Origin of the sequence: Mucilaginibacter oryzae (genome assembly GCF_003148845.1) — a bacterium.
Classification (GTDB): domain Bacteria; phylum Bacteroidota; class Bacteroidia; order Sphingobacteriales; family Sphingobacteriaceae; genus Mucilaginibacter; species Mucilaginibacter oryzae.
Genome location: NZ_QGHA01000002.1, coordinates 610,578 through 630,829 on the forward strand (window position 1 = coordinate 610,578; position 20,252 = coordinate 630,829).

The 20,252-nt window shown below is 44.8% G+C and carries 15 protein-coding genes; all 15 read left to right on the forward strand.

The window, feature by feature from the left end; genetic code table 11:
* The first annotated feature begins 139 nt into the window (after nucleotides 1-139).
* The 15 genes from LX99_RS07955 to LX99_RS08025 all read left to right on the forward strand — a co-directional run bounded on the left by LX99_RS07955 (nucleotide 140) and on the right by LX99_RS08025 (nucleotide 20,234).
* The gene (locus LX99_RS07955; protein ID WP_245927871.1) at nucleotides 140-1,291 is read left to right on the forward strand and encodes a Gfo/Idh/MocA family protein; all 1,152 of its coding nucleotides are present in this window, start codon (nucleotides 140-142) and stop codon (nucleotides 1,289-1,291) included.
* 27 nt (nucleotides 1,292-1,318) lie between these two features.
* A complete protein-coding gene (locus LX99_RS07960; protein ID WP_109607370.1) occupies nucleotides 1,319-2,371 on the forward strand; it encodes a sugar phosphate isomerase/epimerase family protein in 1,053 nt (350 codons plus the stop codon).
* A 493-nt stretch (nucleotides 2,372-2,864) separates the two neighbouring features.
* The gene (locus LX99_RS07965) at nucleotides 2,865-4,172 is read left to right on the forward strand and encodes an MFS transporter (protein WP_109607371.1); all 1,308 of its coding nucleotides are present in this window, start codon (nucleotides 2,865-2,867) and stop codon (nucleotides 4,170-4,172) included.
* A gap of 142 nt (nucleotides 4,173-4,314) precedes the next feature.
* Nucleotides 4,315-4,755 (forward strand): c-type cytochrome, encoded by a 441-nt coding sequence (locus LX99_RS07970; RefSeq protein ID WP_022831798.1) that lies wholly within the window; start codon nucleotides 4,315-4,317, stop codon nucleotides 4,753-4,755.
* A 14-nt stretch (nucleotides 4,756-4,769) separates the two neighbouring features.
* Entirely contained in the window at nucleotides 4,770-5,993 is a 1,224-nt protein-coding gene (locus LX99_RS07975; RefSeq protein WP_022831797.1) for a nucleoside permease, read from the forward strand.
* A 25-nt stretch (nucleotides 5,994-6,018) separates the two neighbouring features.
* On the forward strand, nucleotides 6,019-6,918 hold the full coding sequence (locus LX99_RS07980) for a hydroxypyruvate isomerase family protein (RefSeq protein WP_109607372.1): 900 nt from the start codon (nucleotides 6,019-6,021) through the stop codon (nucleotides 6,916-6,918).
* Between the two features lie 51 nt (nucleotides 6,919-6,969).
* A complete protein-coding gene (locus LX99_RS07985) occupies nucleotides 6,970-7,845 on the forward strand; it encodes a sugar phosphate isomerase/epimerase family protein (RefSeq protein WP_109607373.1) in 876 nt (291 codons plus the stop codon).
* Between the two features lie 21 nt (nucleotides 7,846-7,866).
* Nucleotides 7,867-8,637 carry a 3-keto-disaccharide hydrolase gene (locus tag LX99_RS07990; protein ID WP_022831794.1) on the forward strand — a complete coding sequence of 257 codons (771 nt, stop codon included), beginning with the start codon at nucleotides 7,867-7,869 and terminating at the stop codon, nucleotides 8,635-8,637.
* Between the two features lie 207 nt (nucleotides 8,638-8,844).
* On the forward strand, nucleotides 8,845-13,059 hold the full coding sequence (locus LX99_RS07995) for a hybrid sensor histidine kinase/response regulator (RefSeq protein ID WP_109607374.1): 4,215 nt from the start codon (nucleotides 8,845-8,847) through the stop codon (nucleotides 13,057-13,059).
* Nucleotides 13,060-13,090: 31 nt separating this feature from the next.
* Complete coding sequence (locus tag LX99_RS08000) at nucleotides 13,091-13,870, forward strand: NIPSNAP family protein (protein ID WP_109607375.1); 780 nt, start codon at nucleotides 13,091-13,093, stop codon at nucleotides 13,868-13,870.
* Between the two features lie 163 nt (nucleotides 13,871-14,033).
* Nucleotides 14,034-15,278, forward strand: coding sequence for an efflux RND transporter periplasmic adaptor subunit (locus LX99_RS08005; protein WP_109607376.1), 1,245 nt, complete (start codon nucleotides 14,034-14,036; stop codon nucleotides 15,276-15,278).
* Between the two features lie 330 nt (nucleotides 15,279-15,608).
* Nucleotides 15,609-17,066, forward strand: a complete 1,458-nt coding sequence (locus tag LX99_RS08010; RefSeq protein WP_109607606.1) for a TolC family protein — start codon at nucleotides 15,609-15,611, stop codon at nucleotides 17,064-17,066.
* A 40-nt stretch (nucleotides 17,067-17,106) separates the two neighbouring features.
* Entirely contained in the window at nucleotides 17,107-17,772 is a 666-nt protein-coding gene (locus tag LX99_RS08015) for an ABC transporter ATP-binding protein (protein ID WP_109607377.1), read from the forward strand.
* Nucleotides 17,773-17,797: 25 nt separating this feature from the next.
* Nucleotides 17,798-19,024, forward strand: a complete 1,227-nt coding sequence (locus LX99_RS08020; RefSeq protein ID WP_109607378.1) for an ABC transporter permease — start codon at nucleotides 17,798-17,800, stop codon at nucleotides 19,022-19,024.
* 25 nt (nucleotides 19,025-19,049) lie between these two features.
* Complete coding sequence (locus LX99_RS08025) at nucleotides 19,050-20,234, forward strand: ABC transporter permease (protein WP_109607379.1); 1,185 nt, start codon at nucleotides 19,050-19,052, stop codon at nucleotides 20,232-20,234.
* The last annotated feature ends 18 nt before the right edge of the window (nucleotides 20,235-20,252 follow it).

Genomic DNA, 20,252 nt, shown 5'->3' on the forward strand with positions numbered 1-20,252 from the left:
TTGCGATACCAATTGATACGCCTTTGGTTTTCAATCCAAATTAAATTATTATCAAAAACAGCATTATAAGTTAATGCTGTTTTTGGTGTTTACAATCGATTGAGTAAAATTTAACCTCAATAAAACATCAACCTCAAAAATGAAATTACGATTAGGAATGATAGGCGGCGGTCAGGGTGCCTTTATTGGCGCCGTACACCGTATAGCTGCCCGTATTGATGGCGAGTACGAACTGGTTTGCGGCGCTTTTAGCTCCAACCCCGAAAAATCGCAGGCCAGCGGTTTATTGCTTGGCTTACCGGCCAGCCGCTCATACAGCTCATACCAGGAACTGATTGAAAAGGAAAAACAACTGCCCGAAGACGAACGCGTGCAGGTGATCAGCATAGTAACCCCTAACCACGTGCATTTTGCCCCAACCAAAATGGCGCTCGAAAACGGTTTCCACGTGGTGTTGGATAAACCGATGACTTTTTCTTTAGAAGAAGCTAAAGAACTGGAGAAAGTGGTTAGCGCATCGGGCAAATTGTTTTGCCTAACGCATACCTACACAGGCTACCCGATGGTAAAAGAGGCTAAACAACTGATCAAATCCGGAAAAATAGGAACAGTAAGAAAAGTTTATGTGGAGTATCCGCAGGGGTGGCTGAGCAGCTTTTTAGAAGGAGAGGATAACAAGCAAGCCTCCTGGCGCACCGATCCGGGTAAAAGCGGCATTGCCGGTGCCATGGGCGATATAGGTACCCATGCCTTTAACCTGGCTGAATATGTTACCGGTTTGCAGGTTACCAAAATTTGCGCCGACATCAACATTGTGGTTGAAGGCCGTAAACTGGATGATGATGGCGCCGCTTTATTGAAGTTTAACAACGGTGCAAGCGGCGTCCTTACAGCAACGCAAATTGCTGCCGGCGAAGAAAATAATGTGAAGATCAGGGTATATGGCGAAAATGGCGGTTTAGAATGGCACCAAAGCGATGCCAACTCGCTAACGGTAATGTATACTGATAAACCTGCCGAGATCTGGCGTGCGGGAGCCGGTTATACCAGTTCGTTCGCTCAGCACAACACCCGTACCCCTCCGGGGCATCCCGAAGGCTACCTCGAGGCTTTTGCTAACCTGTACCGCAACTTTGCATTAACGGTTAAAGCAGGTTTAGAGGGCAGGGAAGCAACTCCTGAGGAGTTGGATTTTCCGGGCATTGAAGAGGGTGTGCGCGGAATGGCTTTTATCGAAAACGTGATTGCATCGGGTAAATCAGATGCTAAATGGACCGATTTCACTATTTAATACATCATCTATTTAAAATATAAAAACATGACCACTATAAAAGGACCTGCCATATTTGTAGCACAGTTTATAGGCGATGCGGCACCGTTTAACAACCTCGAATCCATCTGCCAGTGGGCCGCGGGTTTAGGCTACAAAGGCGTGCAGCTGCCAACTAACGATACACGCTTCATCGACCTGCAAAAAGCCGCTGAAAGCAAAACTTATGCAGATGAGATTAAAGGCATCGTTAATGCAGCCGGTTTAGAAATAACCGAATTGTCCACTCACCTTCAGGGCCAGCTGGTTGCCGTTAATCCGGTTTACGATGCGCTGTTTGACGGTTTCGCTCCTGAACATTTGCGCGGTAAACCTGCCGAGCGACAAAAATGGGCGGTACAGCAATTAAAATATGCTGCCCAGGCTTCAAAAAATTTAGGTTTGAACGCTTCGGTTACTTTTAGCGGTGCATTGTTGTGGCCGATGATGTATCCATGGCCTCAACGCCCTGCCGGCATTGTTGATACAGCGTTCGAGGAACTGGCTAAACGCTGGACACCGATATTGGATGTTTACGAAGAAAACGGCATTGACCTTTGCTACGAGATCCATCCGGGCGAGGATTTGCATGATGGTATTACTTATGAGATGTTTTTGGATCATGTAAAAGGCCACAAGCGTGCTAACTTACTGTATGATCCATCTCACTTTGTACTGCAGTGCCTGGATTACCTGGAGTATATCGACCTATACCATGAACGCATCAAAATGTTCCATGTTAAGGATGCTGAATTTAACCCAACCGGGCGCCAGGGTGTTTATGGCGGTTACCAGAACTGGGTTGACCGCGCGGGCCGTTTCCGCTCACTGGGCGACGGGCAGGTTGATTTTAAATCGATATTCAGCAAGTTAACACAATATGATTACAAGGGATGGGCCGTGTTGGAATGGGAATGCGCGCTCAAACATCCGGAAGACGGCGCCAGGGAAGGTGCCCAATTTATCAAGGATCATATTATCCGCGTAACCGAACGCGCTTTCGATGATTTTGCGGCATCAGGCAGTGATGACGCGTTTAACAGGAAAACGTTGGGGATATAATTTTGATTTCGGAAGTCGGATTTTCGATTTCGGATTTATCAAGCTAAGGAGTGCCTCCGCAGAGAGTCTCTTCTAAAACGTCATTGAGGTACGAAGCAATCGCATAGGTGCAAGGTCGCCTGAATAGTTCGCGATTGCTTCGTACCTCGCAATGACGTGATTAAAAGTTATCTCGCGCTCGTTTTGAACGAGTGCGTAACATGGTTTCGCGTTTGTAACGCGACTGGCGATGCAATCGCCAAACCAGCCGTCTCGCGCTCGTTTATAACGAGTGCGTAACATGGCTTCGCGTTTGTAACGCGACTGGCGATGCAATCGCCAAACCATATTAAGCGCTCATTATAAATGAGCGCAACGTGTATTCGCTATTATTACTTCCGCCCACGTGAAGATGGAATTCACAAGGCGGATAAAACAACCGCCGAAGCAATTCGGCAAAATCCATTTTAAAACAGCCAATTAACCAATTATCAAATAACCTAATTAACAAAAAATGCAAACTATCAACCGATCACAGTTATTCAGGGCAAGCTGCCTGTCGCTGTTGGTAACTTCATTATCATTTGGTATCCGCGCGGGTATTTTGAATGATCAGGGCGTACGGTTTCACTTAAACGCTTCGCAACTGGGTACTATCGCGGCAACGGCCTTTTGGGGTTTCCCGCTGGCTATTATTATCGGGGGCTTTATTGTAGATGTCATCGGTATGAAAAAATTGCTGGTATCTGCTTTTATCTTTCACCTCGTAGGTATCCTGCTCACCATTTTCGCCAACGGTTACTGGTCATTGTTCCTTTCTACCTTAATGATAGGTATAGCCAATGGTACGGTAGAGGCTTCCTGTAACCCGTTAGTGGCATCATTATATACCGATAATAAAACCACCAAGCTTAACCACTTTCACCTTTGGTTCCCGGCAGGTATCGTGATCGGTACGCTGATCGTGTTTGGTTTGGACACCACGCTGGCACACGGCGTATCACCAAAGCCATACTGGATTTCGCAGGTAGAGATAGCCCTGATGCTTATCCCAACAATAGCTTATGGCTTCCTTTTTTCAAAACTGGATTTTCCGGTTACCGAGCGTGTATCAGCTGGTGTAAGTACCGAAGATATGTACAAAGCGCTGATCAATCCGCTGTTTCTGTTCATGATTATCTGTATGTTCGGCACTGCTATCACCGAGTTGTTCACCAACCAGTGGACGGACGTATTATTTAAAACAGTAACGGATAACGCCATCCTTATATTAACCTTTGTAGCCTCGGTACAGGTGTTGGGCCGTGCCTTTGCCAGCCCCATTGTACACCGTTTGGCGCCACAGGGAGTATTGCTGATCTCTGCCATATTATCGGCGTTAGGCATTTACCTGATGGTACACCTGCACGGCGATGCCATTTACTTTGCCGCGGTTGTGTTTGGTTTGGGCGTAGCCTTTTTCTGGCCATGTATGATAGGTTTTGTAGCCGAGAACCTGCCCCGTACCGGTGCTGTAGGTTTAAACCTGATGGGGGGTGCAGGAATGTTCGGTGTATCTATTTATATGATCTTTATGGGTGGATACTATGATAATATCATGGCATCAAAATTACCACAAGGTGCAAGTTTGGATGCCTACCGTTCGGCGCCGGCGGGTTCGGAGATGGCAAAAGCTTTTGATGCTGCACGGTCGGCTGCAGGGCCGGAGGTGTTGAATACTACGCTCGTTATTCCGGTTGCATTAATCATTGCATTTATCGGGCTGGTAATTTACATGCGTTCACGTAAAAAAACTGCTTCATTAGGTGCTATATCGGTTTAACAAGGTGCTATTTATGATAAAAAGTTGTATTTTTCGCCTGATTAACCAATCCAATTAAAATTATAGGATAATGGCCGAAGCAGATTTTATTAATAGTCAGATTTTTCTGTTAGGTTATTATTCAAACCACAATTAAACTTTTATGAAAAAAGTATTCTTTATTCTTGGTATCAGTGCAGTATTTGCTGCCTGCGGCGGAAATTCATCAAACACTGGCGGAAGCGACAGCACCAAAGCGGCAAATGAAACCGCAAAAGCGGCAAATTCTGATGCTGATACTGTTGTAACTAAAACCGGCACTGAGTCGGCCGGTGGTTCTGCCGGTTCTTCTACAGGCGAAAAACTGATAGCCTCTTTAGATTGCGGCACCTGCCATAAAGTTGATACCAAAGTTATCGGCCCTGCGTTCCAGGACATCGCGAAAAAATATGATGCCTCTCAAGCCAATATCGATATGCTGGCTAAAAAGATCATCAGCGGCGGCAGCGGTAACTGGGGCAACATTGCCATGACCCCGCACCCTTCATTGCCAGAAAGCGATGCCAAAGAAATTGTACAATACATTTTATCATTAAAAAAATAATCAAATAAAATTTCATGACCATAGGGATCAGATCAAAACTATCGTTCATGATGTTCCTGGAATTTTTTATCTGGGGCGCATGGTTTGTAACTTTAGGTACTTTTTTAGATAAAACGCTGCATGCCACCGGTGCGCAATCGGGCGATGTATTTTCTACTCAGTCATGGGGCGCTATCATTGCCCCGTTTATCATTGGCTTAATTGCCGATAAATATTTCAATGCCGAAAAAATATTAGGTGTACTCCACTTAATTGGCGCAGTGTTAATGTATCAAATGTATTCGGCAGCCGATGTTTCTGTATTCTATCCCTATGTGTTAGGTTACATGGTTTTATATATGCCAACGCTGGCATTGGTAAATTCGGTATCGTTTAACCAGATGACTGATCCTGAAAAGGAATTTTCATCGATAAGGGTATTCGGCACTGCCGGCTGGATCATAGCCGGTTTAGCTATCAGTTATCTTTTCCATTGGGATTCGCCGGATGGTATAGGTAAAGGGATGTTAAAAAACACCTTCCTGATGGCGGGTATTGCTTCGGCTGTACTGGGTGTATTTAGTTTCACTTTGCCTGCAACTCCACCAAAAGTTGCTAAAGGCGAAAAAGTGACTATTAGCCAGGTGCTTGGCCTGGATGCGTTAAAATTGCTTAAGGATACAAACTATGCGATATTTTTTCTCGCCTCGATATTGATCTGTATTCCGTTGGCTTTTTACTATCAGAACGCCAATAGTTTCCTTACCGATATCAAGATGGATAACCCCACCGGTAAAATGACCATCGGACAAATTTCCGAGTTGTTGTTTTTGCTCTGTTTGCCTATTTTCTTTAAAAAAGCAGGATTTAAATGGACAATATTGGTTGGTATGCTGGCCTGGACGGTACGGTATATTTTATTCGCTTACGGTAACGCTGGCGACCTGAGCTTTATGCTGATCCTTGGGCTTGCGCTACATGGCGTTTGTTACGATTTTTTCTTTGTATCAGGTCAAATTTATACCGATTCGAAAGCCGGTGTACAATACAAAAGCGCGGCACAGGGTATGATCACCCTTGCTACTTATGGCGTTGGTATGCTGATTGGCTTTTATGTGGCCGGTAAAATATCTGATAACTATAACGGCCCTGCCGGGCACGATTGGAAAATGATCTGGCTGATCCCGGCATCTATAGCAGGGGCTGTATTCCTGTTGTTCTTCCTGTCGTTTAAAGAAAAAAGGGAAAAGACTGTATAATTACCAGCATAAACTGAATTTAACCATGTCATCAAACCAAAACAGGCGCTCGGCCATAAAAAGCATGATCGCGGGCACGGCCGCCATCGGCGCGTCGGGCGTATTATCATCATTTACCAAAACCGAAACCGAAGAACAAAATATGCAGGCTGCTGATAAATTGAAAGGCAATATTAACCACGCGGTATGCCGCTGGTGTTACGGCGATATTTCTGTCGATCAGCTTTGCGCTGCCGCCAAAGAAATCGGCATCAAAGGTATCGACCTGGTTGGTCCGTCAGATTGGCCCACCCTTAAAAAATACGGCCTGTTCTCATCCATGTGCAACGGTGCCGAAATTAACCTGACCGATGGTTTTGGCGATAAAGAGTTTCATGCCAAACTGCATGAAAACTATACCAAAATGATTCCGTTGGTTGCAGAGGCAGGGTATAAAAACCTGATTTGCTTTAGCGGCAGCCGCCGGGGTAAAACCGACGAGGAAGGCTGGAACAATTGTGTTGAAGGCTTGAAACCAATGGTTGCCCTTGCCGAAAAGCACAACGTGGTACTGGTAATGGAATTGCTGAACAGCAAAATTGATCATAAAGATTACCAGTGCGATAGGGTAGAGTGGGGCGCGGAATTATGTCGCCGCCTGGGCTCAGAAAATTTTAAACTGCTGTATGATATTTATCATATGCAGATAGACGAGGGCGATGTGATCCGCAATATTCGCGCTAATTACCAGTACATAGCGCATTACCATACAGGCGGTGTTCCCGGTCGGAACGAGATCGACGAAACCCAGGAACTATACTATCCGGCAATTATGCGTGCCATTGTTGAAGTAGGGCATAAAGGTTTTGTTGCTCAGGAGTTCATCCCCAAACAAAAAGACAAATTAGCTTCGCTTAAAAAGGCGGTGCATATTTGTGATGTTTAAACCTTACATCATCTTATCACTCTAAAAAGCTAAACTAACAAAAACAAATACATGACAACCAGAAGAACATTTTTAGCACAGGCCGGATTAATGGCAGCAGGCGCAATGCTTGCACCGAAGTTGGTTTCGGCCAAAGCTTCAAATAAAGTAGGCCTGCAATTGTATAGCCTGCGCGATCAGTTACCAAAAGATGTAAAAGGCGTTATTGGAGAGGTAGCTAAAGCCGGTTATAAAGAGGTTGAAACCTTCGGCTTTAACAAGGAAACAGGTTATTGGGGCTTAAAAGGGAAGGAATTTGGCCAGTTGTTAAAAGATAACGGCTTAACCACCCCAAGCGGCCACTACGGTTTGGATGAGTATTTAGGCTCAGGCAAAACCGACGATCTGAATGCTTACATTGAAGTGGCCAACACCATCGGTCAATCGCATATCATTATCCCGGCATTAAATCACAACTTTATTAAAACGGTTGATGATTGTAAAGGGGTTGCTGATAAGATGAACAAAATTGCTGAGATCCTGAAAAAATCAGGACTGAAATTAGGTTACCATAACCACAATTTTGAGTGGGCACCGGTTGGTGATACTACTTTTTATGATGTGGTATTGAACAACACTGATCCTAAACTGGTAGCTATGGAAATGGATATTTACTGGGTAGTACGTGCAGGTAAAAACCCGGTTGAAATTTTCAGCAAGCACCCGGGCCGTTTTGAGTTTGTACACATTAAAGACCGTGATAAAACCAACGCCGAACTGAATACAGAAGTTGGCAACGGTGATATCGACTTTAAAACCATATTAGGTAAAGCCAAACTGGCCGGCATTAAGCACTTTATTGTTGAGCAGGAAAACTTTACCAATATCGATCCTTATGTAAGCATCGCCAAAAGTGCTGCGTATTTGAAAGATACCCTTCACGTTTAAACCAATCAAACCCGAATAAAAATGAAATATCCTTTAATACTAACCGCCCTTTTAGCAGGAAGCTGCCTGATGGCTAACGCTCAAAACGCTAAACCCGAAGATACCGAGATTTGGGAACCGGCACCCAAAGTAGTTACCCCCGGCAAAAATTTAGGCGATGCCCCTTCAGATGCTATAGTTTTGTTTAATGGCAAAGGCCTTGACGAGTGGGTTTCGGTAGAAGATAAAACCCCGGCCAAATGGCTGGTAAAGGGCGATGTGCTTACCGTAAATAAATCAACCGGCAATATCGAAACAAAAAAAGCTTTTACCAATTACCAGTTGCACATTGAGTGGAGAGTGCCTGCCAATATTACCGGCAGCGGCCAGGCCCGCGGTAACAGCGGCGTGTTCTTAGCCTCGATAGGTAAAGGTGACGACGGTTACGAGCTGCAGGTACTGGATTCGTACCAAAATAAAACTTATGTTAATGGTATGGCCGGCAGCTTGTACAAACAGGCTATTCCGTTGGCTAACCCTTGCCGTAAACCCGGCGAGTGGAATGTTTATGACGTGATTTGGACTGCCCCTGTATTTAACGAGGATGGTTCATTAAAATCCGCCGCCCGTGCTACCGTATTTTTTAACGGCGTGTTGGTGGAAAATAATTTTGAGTTGCTTGGTCCAACCCAATATATCGGCAAACCGTCTTACGAGGGTAAGAAACACGGTCCGTCTCCAATCAAACTACAAGCTCACGGCGATAAGAGCGAGCCGCTTAGCTTCCGGAATATCTGGGTAAGGGAGTTGTAGTTGTTATTTATAATTAAATTATTTTCAAACCCTCCGAATTACCCCCGGAGGGTTTTTTATTTGATATTATTTTATCATTTTATGATAAAATAATGCTTTTCTTGATTTTAGCTAATTTATTATATATCTTAAACTTATAAAAACCATAGCCGTATAAGCATAGTATAAACCAGGCTCGGCCATTATTTACGAAATAAATTTTCATAGTTGTTAAAAATTAATATAAGCCCATTAGGCTACTTTTTTAAATATCTATTTATCGCGGTTTCCGTTTTGGGTATTCAAAGCGTTTTTTCGCAGGAACGGAACCTTAAGTTTGAGCATATCGGTACACGTGAGGGTTTATCGCAGATAAATGTGAGCGTTATTAAACAGGATAGCAAAGGCTTTATGTGGATAGGAACGCGCGATGGGCTTAACCGGTATGATGGCTATAGCTTTGTGGTTTACAAGCACAATATCCGGGACAACAATTCTTTAAGCAACAACATGGTATCGGATATTGCCGAAGATAAAGACGGCAATATCTGGCTGGCCACGCTCTCCGGCCTTAATAAGCTCGATCGTAAAACGGGGCGTTTTGTTCATTACTTTCATGATAGTGCTAATCCCAATAGTATTTCCAGCAATTTTGTAAACAAAATTATATTTGATCATGAGGGTTTTTTATGGATTGGCAGCCAGAAGGGCGGCCTGGATAAACTTGATATCCGCAGCAACAAGTTTACACATTATAAGCACAATGACGCCGATCCATCGTCATTAAGTGATGATGATGTTACCGCTATAACCGAAGATTCGAGGCATAGATTGTGGATAGGCACCTTAAACGCGGGACTTAATTTTTTAAACAGGGATAAAGGCACCTTTACCAGGTACCTCAATATCCCCGGCAATAACAGCAGTCTTTCGGGAACTTTTGTAAATATTATTTACGAAGACAACGCGCACCGCATTTGGGTTGGTACACAAGATGGCGGCCTTAATTTATTCGATACCGATAAAAGAAAGTTCAAATGGTACAGGCACGATGATCAAAATCCGAATACCATATCCGGCAACAACGTTTTAGCGCTTGGTATGGATCTGAATAATAATTTATGGATCGGGGCCGAGAACAGCGGCTTTAATATTCTTAACCCGGTAACAGGTAAAATATCAAGCTATAAGCATGATGATATTGACAGGAGCAGCATTAACGGTAACACCATTTACAGCATTTGCCGTGACAGGATCGGAAACATGTGGCTGGGCGCGTTTAGCGGCGGTATTAACCTTTATAAGCGCAGCACCGAAAGTTTTCCGCATTACCGGCATAATTCGTCGCCAAACAGCCTGAGCAACAATCTTGTACTTTGTTTGCATGAGGATAGGGGCGGCAATATCTGGGTTGGTACAGACGGCGGAGGTGTTGATGTATTTAATAAAGATGGTACCGTTAAACATTTTACGCGACAGCCGGGTAACGCCAACAGCCTGGCCGGAAACTACGTGTTAAATATTATACAGGATTATAAAAACGATTTTTGGATTGGCACCTGGGCCGATGGCTTGTGCCGGTATAACGCTGCTACAGGCAAGTTTACCGCTTTTAGGCACAACGCCGGTAAACCGGGCAGCCTGAGCAACAACAACATTTATGCGCTAACCCAAACCCGAGATAAGCGCCTATGGGTAGGTACCTATAATGGTGGTTTGGAACTGTACGATGAAAAATCGAATACCTTTTCGGCTTTTAATTACGACGCTGACGATCCTAAAAGTATCAGCAGCGACCGGATTTATGCCCTGCTTGAGGATAAGGCCGGTAACCTTTGGGTGGGCACGTTTGATGCCGGGCTAAACCTGATGGATAGGAAAACCGGTAAGTTTACCCGCTTTCAGCACGATGAAAAACGGAACAGCATCAGCAATAATACTGTCCCCGATCTGTTTGAGGATAGCAAAGGCCGCATTTGGGTAAGTACCCTGTCGGGCTTAAACCTGCTCGATCCGATTACCAAACATTTTACCGTTTTCACTACCAAAGATGGCTTGCCGAGCGATGTGATCTATGCAGTGCGCGAAGATAAGCGGGGAACTATGTGGATAAGCACTAATAATGGTTTATCAAATTATGATCCTGTTAAACATACTTTTAAAAACTATACGGTAGAGGAAGGGATCCAGAACGAGGAGTTTAAATCGCATTCGGCTTTACAAACCAGGGATGGCAGGGTCTTTTTTGGCGGCATTAACGGCTTTAATTTGGTCGATCCGCGAAATATCCTGAAACCGTCGGGGTTTATGCCATTGGTAATAACCAATTTCGAATTATTTAACAAAACGGTACAAATAGCCCGCGATGCCCATGACCCTTCTCCTTTAAAGGAGGACATTTCTTCTACAAACTCGCTCAGGCTTTCCTATAAGCAGTCGGTTATTACCCTGCAGTTTGCCGCGCTTGATTATTCATCGCCCGATAAAAAGAACTACAGCTACCTGCTGGACAAATTTGATAAGGAATGGAACAACGTAGGCAGCCGCAATACGGCATCATATACCAATTTGCCCCCTGGCGATTATGTTTTCAAGGTAAAATATCAAAACTCGGCAGGCCTGTGGTCGCCGGTTACGTCGGGGTTAAAGATCACTATCGTACCGCCCTTTTGGCAAACCTGGTGGTTTAAACTGGCAGGTGCCGTTTTGGTAATCGCGTTGTTGTATTTTATTTTCAGATACCGTGTAAAGTACCTCAAAGATCAGAAAACGATATTGGAAAGCCTTGTAAAAGAACGCACGGAGAGCCTGGTTCAGATGACAGCGAATGAGCGCCTTGCCCGCGAAACCAGCGAAAAAGCACGGGAGGAAGCCGAAAACGCCAACAGGGCCAAAAGCGTTTTCCTCGCTACCATGAGCCATGAGATCCGTACACCGATGAACGGCGTTATTGGTATGGCTACCTTACTCGCCAGCACCAGTCTTAGCCCCGAACAGGAAGAATATACCGAAACAATTAAAAACTGCGGCGACGCGCTATTGACCGTGATCAATGATATTCTTGATTTTTCGAAAATAGAATCGGGCAATATGGAGTTAGAGAAGGAAGATTTTGACCTGCGCGATTGTATTGAAGGCGTATTGGATGTATTTGCCGAAAAAGCTTCCCGCCTCAACCTCGACCTGGTTTACCAGGTTGAGCACAATGTACCCGTTCAGGTAGTGTCAGATTCATTGCGACTGAGGCAGATCCTGATTAATTTGGTTGGTAATGCGGTTAAATTTACAACCCGGGGCGAGGTATTTATTAGTGTCGGCGTAAAGGGACAGGAGGGGGATGAGCTGGAACTTGAATTCAGGGTGCGTGATACCGGCATAGGTATCCCGGCGGATAAATTGGAGCGCCTGTTCAAACCCTTTTCGCAGGTTGATTCGGGCACTACGCGCAAATATGGCGGCACCGGGTTAGGCCTTGCCATCAGCCGCAAATTAGTCAAGCTGATGGGCGGTGAAGTCTGGGTAGAAAGCGAGGTTGGCAGGGGCACGGTATTCATCTTTACCGTCAAAACCAAACCCGGGCAGGGGGTGAAACGCAATTATGTTTACCTCAATCTTGCCGAACTGGAAAATAAGCGCATTTTATTTGTTGATGATAATGCCACCAACCGCGATATCATAAGCGCGCAACTAAAACAATGGAAGTACGATCCGGTAGTTGTGGCTACAGGAGCGGAAGCGCTTAACGAACTCGACAAAAATCAACCGGTTGATTTACTGATAACCGATATGAATATGCCCGGGATGGACGGTTTGGAACTGGCAAAAAGAGTTAGGGAGAAATTTCCGGACATGCCGATTTTATTATTAAGTTCGATAGGCAGCGAGCAAAGTAAAAGAGGGGATAAGATATTTAATGCTGTTTTAACAAAGCCCACCAAGCATAACCTGCTACGCAGGCATATTGTTGAACAGTTAAAAGCCGGCAGCGGCATCAAAAATGATTATCAGCCTGTTCAAACAGCGTTTACCACGGGGTTCGCGAAAAATTATCCGATGGAGATCCTTATTGCCGAGGATAACCTGATTAACCAAAAACTGGCCGTACATATGCTTACTAAAATGGGTTATCACCCTGATATTGCCGAAAACGGACATGCTGCCCTGAACACTATGGCAACAAAGCACTATAATTTGATATTAATGGATGTGCAGATGCCAGAAATGGATGGCCTGGAGGCAACCCGCTTTATTCGCGGTAATATGCATGAGCAGCCGGTTATTATAGCCATGACAGCAAACGCGATGCCCGAAGACCGCCAGGCCTGCCTCGACGCCGGTATGAACGATTATTTGAGCAAACCCATGAAATTATCCGATTTGATGGAAATGCTTGAAAAATGGGGTAAATACATAAACGGACAAAATACAAGTTTGCTTAATTGAGCCTATATTTACAAACTAACAACCATTTACTATGAACCGATTTTTTAAACCTTTATTGGCTTTTGTAGCTTGTTTTTTAACTATAGCTACGGCGTTTGCTGCACCGCCGCGCAGCTACTACCAGCTTAAAATTTATCATTATAAAACCCAGGCCCAGGAAGATAAAATTGAACACTATTTACAGCAGGCCTACGTTCCGGCGGTACACAGCGCGGGTATAAAAAGTGTGGGTGTATTTAAGCCATTGAAACAGGTAGATACCGCGAGACTTATTTATGTTTTTACGCCTTTTCAATCGTGGGATAAACTGATGACGATTGATCAGAAATTACAAAGCGACGCGGCGTACCTGGCCGATGGAAAAGACTACATAGATGCTGCTTATAACGAGCAGCCCTATACCCGCATAGAAACCATTATTCTCCAGGCCTTCCCGGGTATGCCCTCAGCAGAGGTACCCAATTTAACTGCCGGTAAAGCCGGTAGGGTATATGAATTGCGCAGCTACGAAAGCCCGACCGAAAAATACAACATCAACAAGGTAACCATGTTTAACGTAGGCGATGAAATAGGTCTTTTTAAACGGCTGGGCTTCAACGCGGTGTTTTATTCGGAAGTTATTGCCGGCAGCCACATGCCCAATTTGATGTATATGACCACCTTTAACAGCATGGACGACCGCGATAAACACTGGGACGCTTTTGGTAAGGATGCTTACTGGAAAACCCTATCGGCTAAGCCGGAGTATCAGCACAATGTATCACATGCTGATATTATTTTTCTTCGCCCGGCAGAATATTCGGATTTTTAATCTGTATTATCAGCACTACACGCGCTCTTAAATAGATATGGTCGATATCGGCTTTTTTGTCCGATATCGACCACTTTTTTTAAATTGAATATTATTAATTCACTGATATTTAGTATTTTGTGATTGGTATAGCTCTTGCAAACTCTTATCCAAAATTATCACAATGGATAAGGAAATTGCACTTGAAGTTACATCGGCCAAACGCAAAAAAACAGCGCTTGCCATCTTTATAATTGTCACGGTATTGATGTTTGCTGTATGGCTTTTACGCGGATACATCAAATCGTCCGTCAACCGTTCAGAAATCACCGTTGCTACTGTTGAGGTTGGCAATATTGAAAATACCCTCAATGCAAGCGGCGAGGTTTTGCCCGAGTTTGAGGAGATCATCACCAGCCCCATCAACGCCTCAATTAAAAGCGCCTTGGCCGATGCTGGCAACAAGGTAAAACCAGGCCAGTCGCTGTTAACGCTTGATAAGTCGGCTACCCAAACCGATTTCGAAAAACAGAAATTTCAGCTCGAAACCAAGCGCGCCGAGATTGCCAAATCAAAACTTGACCTCGACAAAAGTTTCTACGATATCAAATCCAATAATGATATTAAACAACTGCGCATCAGCAACCTTGCCGATGCTGTTGAAAACGCCAAACGCCTGTACAAAGCCGGCGGCGGCACCCGCGAAGGCATTGAACAGGCCGAGCTGAACCTGAAAGTGGCACAACTTGAAAAAAAGCAGTTGGAAAACGAGATCAAAAGCAAGCAGCAAACCATGCAGATCGAGATCAGGGAGGCGCAGATTGCTGCCGATATTCAGCAAAATGACCTGAACGCGCTTAAACGTAAACTGGATTTGGCTAATGTGGTGGCTACCCGCGCGGGTGTGGTAACCTACGTCAATAAAAACATTGGCGCTACTGTTCACGAGGGCGAAACCCTTGCCCGTATTGCCGATCTGGGCAGCTTTAAAATTCAGGGGAGCATTTCTGATAATTCGGCCGACGAGGTGCATAGCGGTTTGCCGGTGATAGTTCGCGTTAACGATTCCCTGTTACGGGGGCATGTAAGCAATGTATCACCATCGGTGCAAAACAGCATCATTTCGTTCGAGGTGCAATTGGACAACAGGGCCAGCAAACTGCTGCGCCCCAACATGAAGGTGGACGTATTTTTGGTAACCGCCATGCACAGTAAAATAATGCGGGTAGCCAACGGACCTGCATTTAAAGGGCCAACCGTGCAGGACATATTTGTACTTAATAACGGCAAAGCCGAACGGCGTACGGTACATATCGGCCTAACCAATTTTGATTTTGTAGAAATAGAAAGCGGGGTAAAACCCGGTGATGTGGTGATCACATCAGATATGAGTGAGTACAAAAACTCGAAAGAAGTGATGGTGAAGTAAGCCCCACCCAAACCCTCCCCGGAAGGGAGGGCTTCAGGAGTTTTAAAGTCTCCCCTTCCGGGGGAGATTTAGAGGGGGCTTCGCCGCTGCTGTTGTTGTCGCCAACAGCTATAAGCCGGCTTTTGACAATGGTTTTACGGTAAAAATGTCAATTGTGCGGTTTAAGCTTGTTGGTGACAACACCATCAACGGCGATAAACAAAAAGCGTCATTGCGATGAACGGGGCAATCGCCGGTTTACAAACTGGATATGCAAGGTTTGGGCTTGTTTATTCAGCCCCGGGGATTGCCGTTCACGTGATGAAGGTTATCAAAAAAAAGACATTAACAATGAAATATCTATACATCATATTACTATCAACCTTAACCACAACTGCATTAGCCCGCAGCGGTAGCGATACCCTGCGGCTAACCCTGCAGCAGGTGGTTGAACTGGCTAAAGCCAACTCTATAGCGGCCAAGCAGGCCGCAACGGTGCGCGAAACCAAATACTGGGAATACCGTACTTATAAATCAGCCTACCAGCCGCAACTGGCCCTGAGCGGTATTTTGCCTGGCTACAGCAAAACATTTACCCAGGTGCAGCAGCCCGACGGTACCATCCTGTTTCAGCCGGTTCATAACGATAACTCGTCGCTTGAGCTTGATTTTAGCCAAACCATCACTGCAACCGGCGGTACCATTTATGGTACCACGCAACTACAAAGGTTTGACGATTTTGACAGGAAAAATGTGCTGTACAACGGCATACCTTACGGTATTGGTTATAAACAGCCTTTATTTCAGTTTAACGAGCTTAAATGGAACAAAAAGATCGAACCTTTAAAGTACAACGAAAGCAAGCAGGCTTACATCGAAGCTCAGGAAAAAATAGCTATCGACGTGGAAGGATACTTTTTCGATCTGTTGCTGGCCCAGGTGAACCTTAAAATTGCCGAAACCAATTTAACCAATACCGAAAAGATCCTGAAAGTGGCTAACCTGAAATACCAGTTGGGTAAAGTATCTAAAAACGAGATATTGCAACTGCAGCTGGAGCAGATTAATGCGCAAAAAGCCGTTGGAACGGCCCGGCGCGACATGGAGATAGCCACCCTTAACCTGCGCAGCTTTACCGGGCAGGAAGGAGACGATAAAATTGTACTGGAGGCGCCTAAAAATATCAGCAGGATGATCGTCTCGTCAGATAAGGTACTGGCCGAAGCTTATGCCAACCGCTCGGATGCCATCGCGTTTTCGCGGAGGCTGGCCGAAGCCGCCCGCGATGTGGCAAAGGCTAAGGGGCAAAATGGTTTAACAGCTACATTGACAGCCAATCTCGGCTTTTCAAATACGGCTACCAATATTCCGGATGTTTATAAAAACCCGCAAAACCAGCAGCAGTTGCAGGTACAGCTTTCCATCCCTATACTGGATTGGGGACGATCAAAATCGCGCGCTAAAACGGCGTTGGCTAATCAGCAGTTTACCGAATATGCCGTTGAACAGGATAAACAAACCTTTAAACAGCAGATAGTTACCCAGGTATCGCTGTTTAACGTGATGAAAGAGCAACTGGTTTACACTGCTAAGGCCGACAGCATTGCCGGCGAAAAATACCAGATAGCCCGCGAACGCTATGTGTTGGGCGATTTGAGCATTACTGACCTCGGCATAGCCTTCCGCGAAAATGACCAGGCCCAACGCGATTATGTGGCCGCCCTGCGCGATTTTTGGGGAGCTTATTATCAATTGCGCTACCTTTCGCTCTACGACTTTGAAACCAACAAAAAAATTACCTATAACTAAATCAATAAATTCATTAACTCAATAATTCAAGCTTAAAGATATGATCCGTTTACAAAACATCGAAAAGGTGTACCGCACCGATACCATCGAAACCCTGGCCCTCAACAGCGTAAGCCTTGATGTAGCCAAAGGCGAATTTTTATCCATCATGGGCCCCTCGGGCTGCGGCAAAAGCACACTGCTTAATATTATGGGCCTGCTGGACGCGCCCTCAAAAGGCGAGATCAGGATTGACGACCAGAAAACCGGGGGCATGAACGATAAGCAGCTGGCACAATTTCGCAACAAAAAACTCGGTTTTATTTTTCAAAGTTATCACCTCATTAATGATCTGCAGGTGCTGGATAATGTAGAACTGCCCCTGCTTTACCGCGACACCACCGCCAAGCAACGCCGCGAACTGGCCGCCGAGGCATTGGAAAAGGTTGGCCTGGCTAACCGCCTTAAACACTTTCCAACACAATTATCGGGCGGCCAGCGGCAACGTGTAGCTATTGCCCGGGCAATTGTAGGCCGCCCTGAAATTATTTTGGCCGATGAGCCTACCGGTAACCTGGACAGCGCCATGGGTAACGAAATTATGGAGATCCTCCTTAACCTGAACCGTACCGACGGTACCACGATTGTAATGGTAACGCACGATGAAAATATGGCCCATAAAACCCACCGTTTGGTGCGGCTGTTTGATGGTGCCCAGGTTTTGTAATTACACTGTTTTAAAATTTATAACCATGCTTAAAAATTATTTTAAAATAGCCATAGCGGTATTGAAGCGCCGCAAGTTTTTTACGTTTATCAGTTTGTTTGGTATCAGCTTTACGCTTACCATACTGATGGTGTTAACCGCCTTTATTGATAAAGTGATAAACGATAATTACCCCGATAAAAAGCGCGACCGTATGCTGTACATTAACCGTATTGCCCAGGTTGGGGATGGAAACATGCAATCGGGAACTTTATCGTATTACTTTCTGAGCCACTATACCGGCATGATGAAAACGCCTGTTAAGGTGGGCATTTCATCTATCTTTAACGGTACCAATACTTATGTTAATAACCAAAAAATATCGGTGAACTATAAATACACCAATGCCGATTTCTGGGATGTGCTTGATCATGATTTTATTGAAGGGAAACCTTTTAATAAGCAACAGGTAACCAATGCTGATAGGGTAGTGGTAATATCTGAAGATATGAAAAAGCAATACTTTGGCGATGTTCAATCGGTGGTGGGCAAATACTTCGAGGCTGATAACGTGAGCTACCGTGTAATTGGTGTAGTAAAAAATGTGCCGGTAACCAACTATATGATGTATAGCGATATCTACCTGCCATACACCGTATCAAAAGCCGATTATAAGGATAAAAGTTATAGCGGTATGTACATGGCTTTTCTGCTTGCAGCCACACCTGCCGACGTACCCAAAATGCAGGCCGAATACGAGGATCTGATAAAAAGAGTACCCGTTGAGCGTAAGGATTTTAAACATGTTTACAGCCATGCCAATACTTTTTTCAGAAGTTATGTTGATACCGGGAGAGAGGATAAATCGGGAGTGTTCATCGTAGTTACCGCCATCAGCATCTTTGTGTTCATCTTTACGTTGTTGCCAACGCTTAACCTGGTCAATATTAATATTACACGCATTATGGAGCGCTCATCGGAGATTGGTGTACGTAAGGCTTTTGGCGCATCGTCAAAAACGCTGGTCTACCAGTTTATTGTCGAGAACCTCATCCTTACGTTGTTAGGTGGCATTATTGGCGTGGTACTTTCAGTGGCGGCTTTATCTTTTATTAACGGGGCCGATCTGATCTCCAACCTCGAACTGCGCATCAACTTTTCGGTGCTGTTTATCGGTTTGCTGGTTTGCCTTGTTTTTGGCTTTATCTCGGGTGTTTATCCTGCCTGGCGCATGTCTAAACTAAATGTGGTAACGGCGCTTAAGGCACAATAATTAATCATTCTTAAATCAAAATATTATGTTTAAGCATTTATTTAAACTCATCTGGAATAAAAAGAAGCAGAATTTCCTGCTCATGACCGAGATGCTGGTATCCTTCCTTGTATTGTTCGCGGTATTTACGCTGATGATGTATTACTACGATAACTACAAAAAGCCGATGGGCCTGGAGTACGAAAACGTTTGGGTTATCAATTATGGCAATGCCTATCAATCTAAAAATACCGACTCGCTTAACCTTTATTACGAAACCCTGCGTAAAACCATTAAATCGTTACCGCACGTGCGCGAAATAAGTTTTACAAGCGGTAATACCCCTTTTTCGCAGCAAACAAATAATGGTGGCATGACCATTAAGGGCAAGCATATTGATGGCATTAATAATTATACGGTTGAAGATAGCTATAAAGATGTGTTGAGCCTAACACTGCTTGAAGGCCGTTGGTATAGCAAAGAAGATGCAGTGAGTAAAATCCGCCCGGTTATCATCGATAACAATTTAAAGGAAGCCGCCTTTGGGAAACAATCTGCTGTGGGCCAGCTTTTGGGCAATGATGATGACAAAGTTAAAATGAAGGTGATTGGCGTTGTTCAGGCTGTAAAAAAGGATGGTAACTATAGTAATCCCGGCCCGGGAGAATATTTTCGCACTGACACGGGTTCGTTCAGGTGGTTGAACAAGATCCTGGTAAAAGTTGATCCCGGATCTGATGCCGCGTTTGAGGGTAAACTGTACAAAACCATGGCCAATTACATGAAAAACTCCAACGTAGAAATTGAACATCTTACCAATAAGCTGCGGACCACTAATTATTTTGCTTTGGTGCCGATGATTGTATTGGGCATTGTAAGTACCTTCCTGGTTATTAATGTTGCGCTTGGCCTTTTTGGGGTATTGTGGTACAACATCAACAAACGAAAAGGTGAGATAGGTTTGCGCCGGGCGATAGGGGCTACAGGTAATTCAGTATCAGCGCAACTGGTATCCGAATCCATGATCCTGGCCACGCTGGCACTTATCGTAGGTGCATTTTTCGCGGTGCAGTTTCCGCTACTCAATGTGTTTGATCTGCCTGCCTCAATTTATATTGAAGGGATCCTGCTTTCTGTTTTATTTGTTTACCTGCTGGTACTCATCTGTTCGTTATATCCCGGCAAACAGGCGGCTGCTATTTATCCGGCTGTTGCTTTACACGAAGAATAATTACGATATTACCCGCCT

Coding starts and splice junctions, on each gene's coding strand:
- LX99_RS07955 (WP_245927871.1), top strand. CDS start 140: ATGAAATTACGATTAGGAATGATAGGCGGCGGTCAGGGTGCCTTTATT.
- LX99_RS07960 (WP_109607370.1), top strand. CDS start 1,319: ATGACCACTATAAAAGGACCTGCCATATTTGTAGCACAGTTTATAGGC.
- LX99_RS07965 (WP_109607371.1), top strand. CDS start 2,865: ATGCAAACTATCAACCGATCACAGTTATTCAGGGCAAGCTGCCTGTCG.
- LX99_RS07970 (WP_022831798.1), top strand. CDS start 4,315: ATGAAAAAAGTATTCTTTATTCTTGGTATCAGTGCAGTATTTGCTGCC.
- LX99_RS07975 (WP_022831797.1), top strand. CDS start 4,770: ATGACCATAGGGATCAGATCAAAACTATCGTTCATGATGTTCCTGGAA.
- LX99_RS07980 (WP_109607372.1), top strand. CDS start 6,019: ATGTCATCAAACCAAAACAGGCGCTCGGCCATAAAAAGCATGATCGCG.
- LX99_RS07985 (WP_109607373.1), top strand. CDS start 6,970: ATGACAACCAGAAGAACATTTTTAGCACAGGCCGGATTAATGGCAGCA.
- LX99_RS07990 (WP_022831794.1), top strand. CDS start 7,867: ATGAAATATCCTTTAATACTAACCGCCCTTTTAGCAGGAAGCTGCCTG.
- LX99_RS08000 (WP_109607375.1), top strand. CDS start 13,091: ATGAACCGATTTTTTAAACCTTTATTGGCTTTTGTAGCTTGTTTTTTA.
- LX99_RS08005 (WP_109607376.1), top strand. CDS start 14,034: ATGGATAAGGAAATTGCACTTGAAGTTACATCGGCCAAACGCAAAAAA.
- LX99_RS08010 (WP_109607606.1), top strand. CDS start 15,609: ATGAAATATCTATACATCATATTACTATCAACCTTAACCACAACTGCA.
- LX99_RS08015 (WP_109607377.1), top strand. CDS start 17,107: ATGATCCGTTTACAAAACATCGAAAAGGTGTACCGCACCGATACCATC.
- LX99_RS08020 (WP_109607378.1), top strand. CDS start 17,798: ATGCTTAAAAATTATTTTAAAATAGCCATAGCGGTATTGAAGCGCCGC.
- LX99_RS08025 (WP_109607379.1), top strand. CDS start 19,050: ATGTTTAAGCATTTATTTAAACTCATCTGGAATAAAAAGAAGCAGAAT.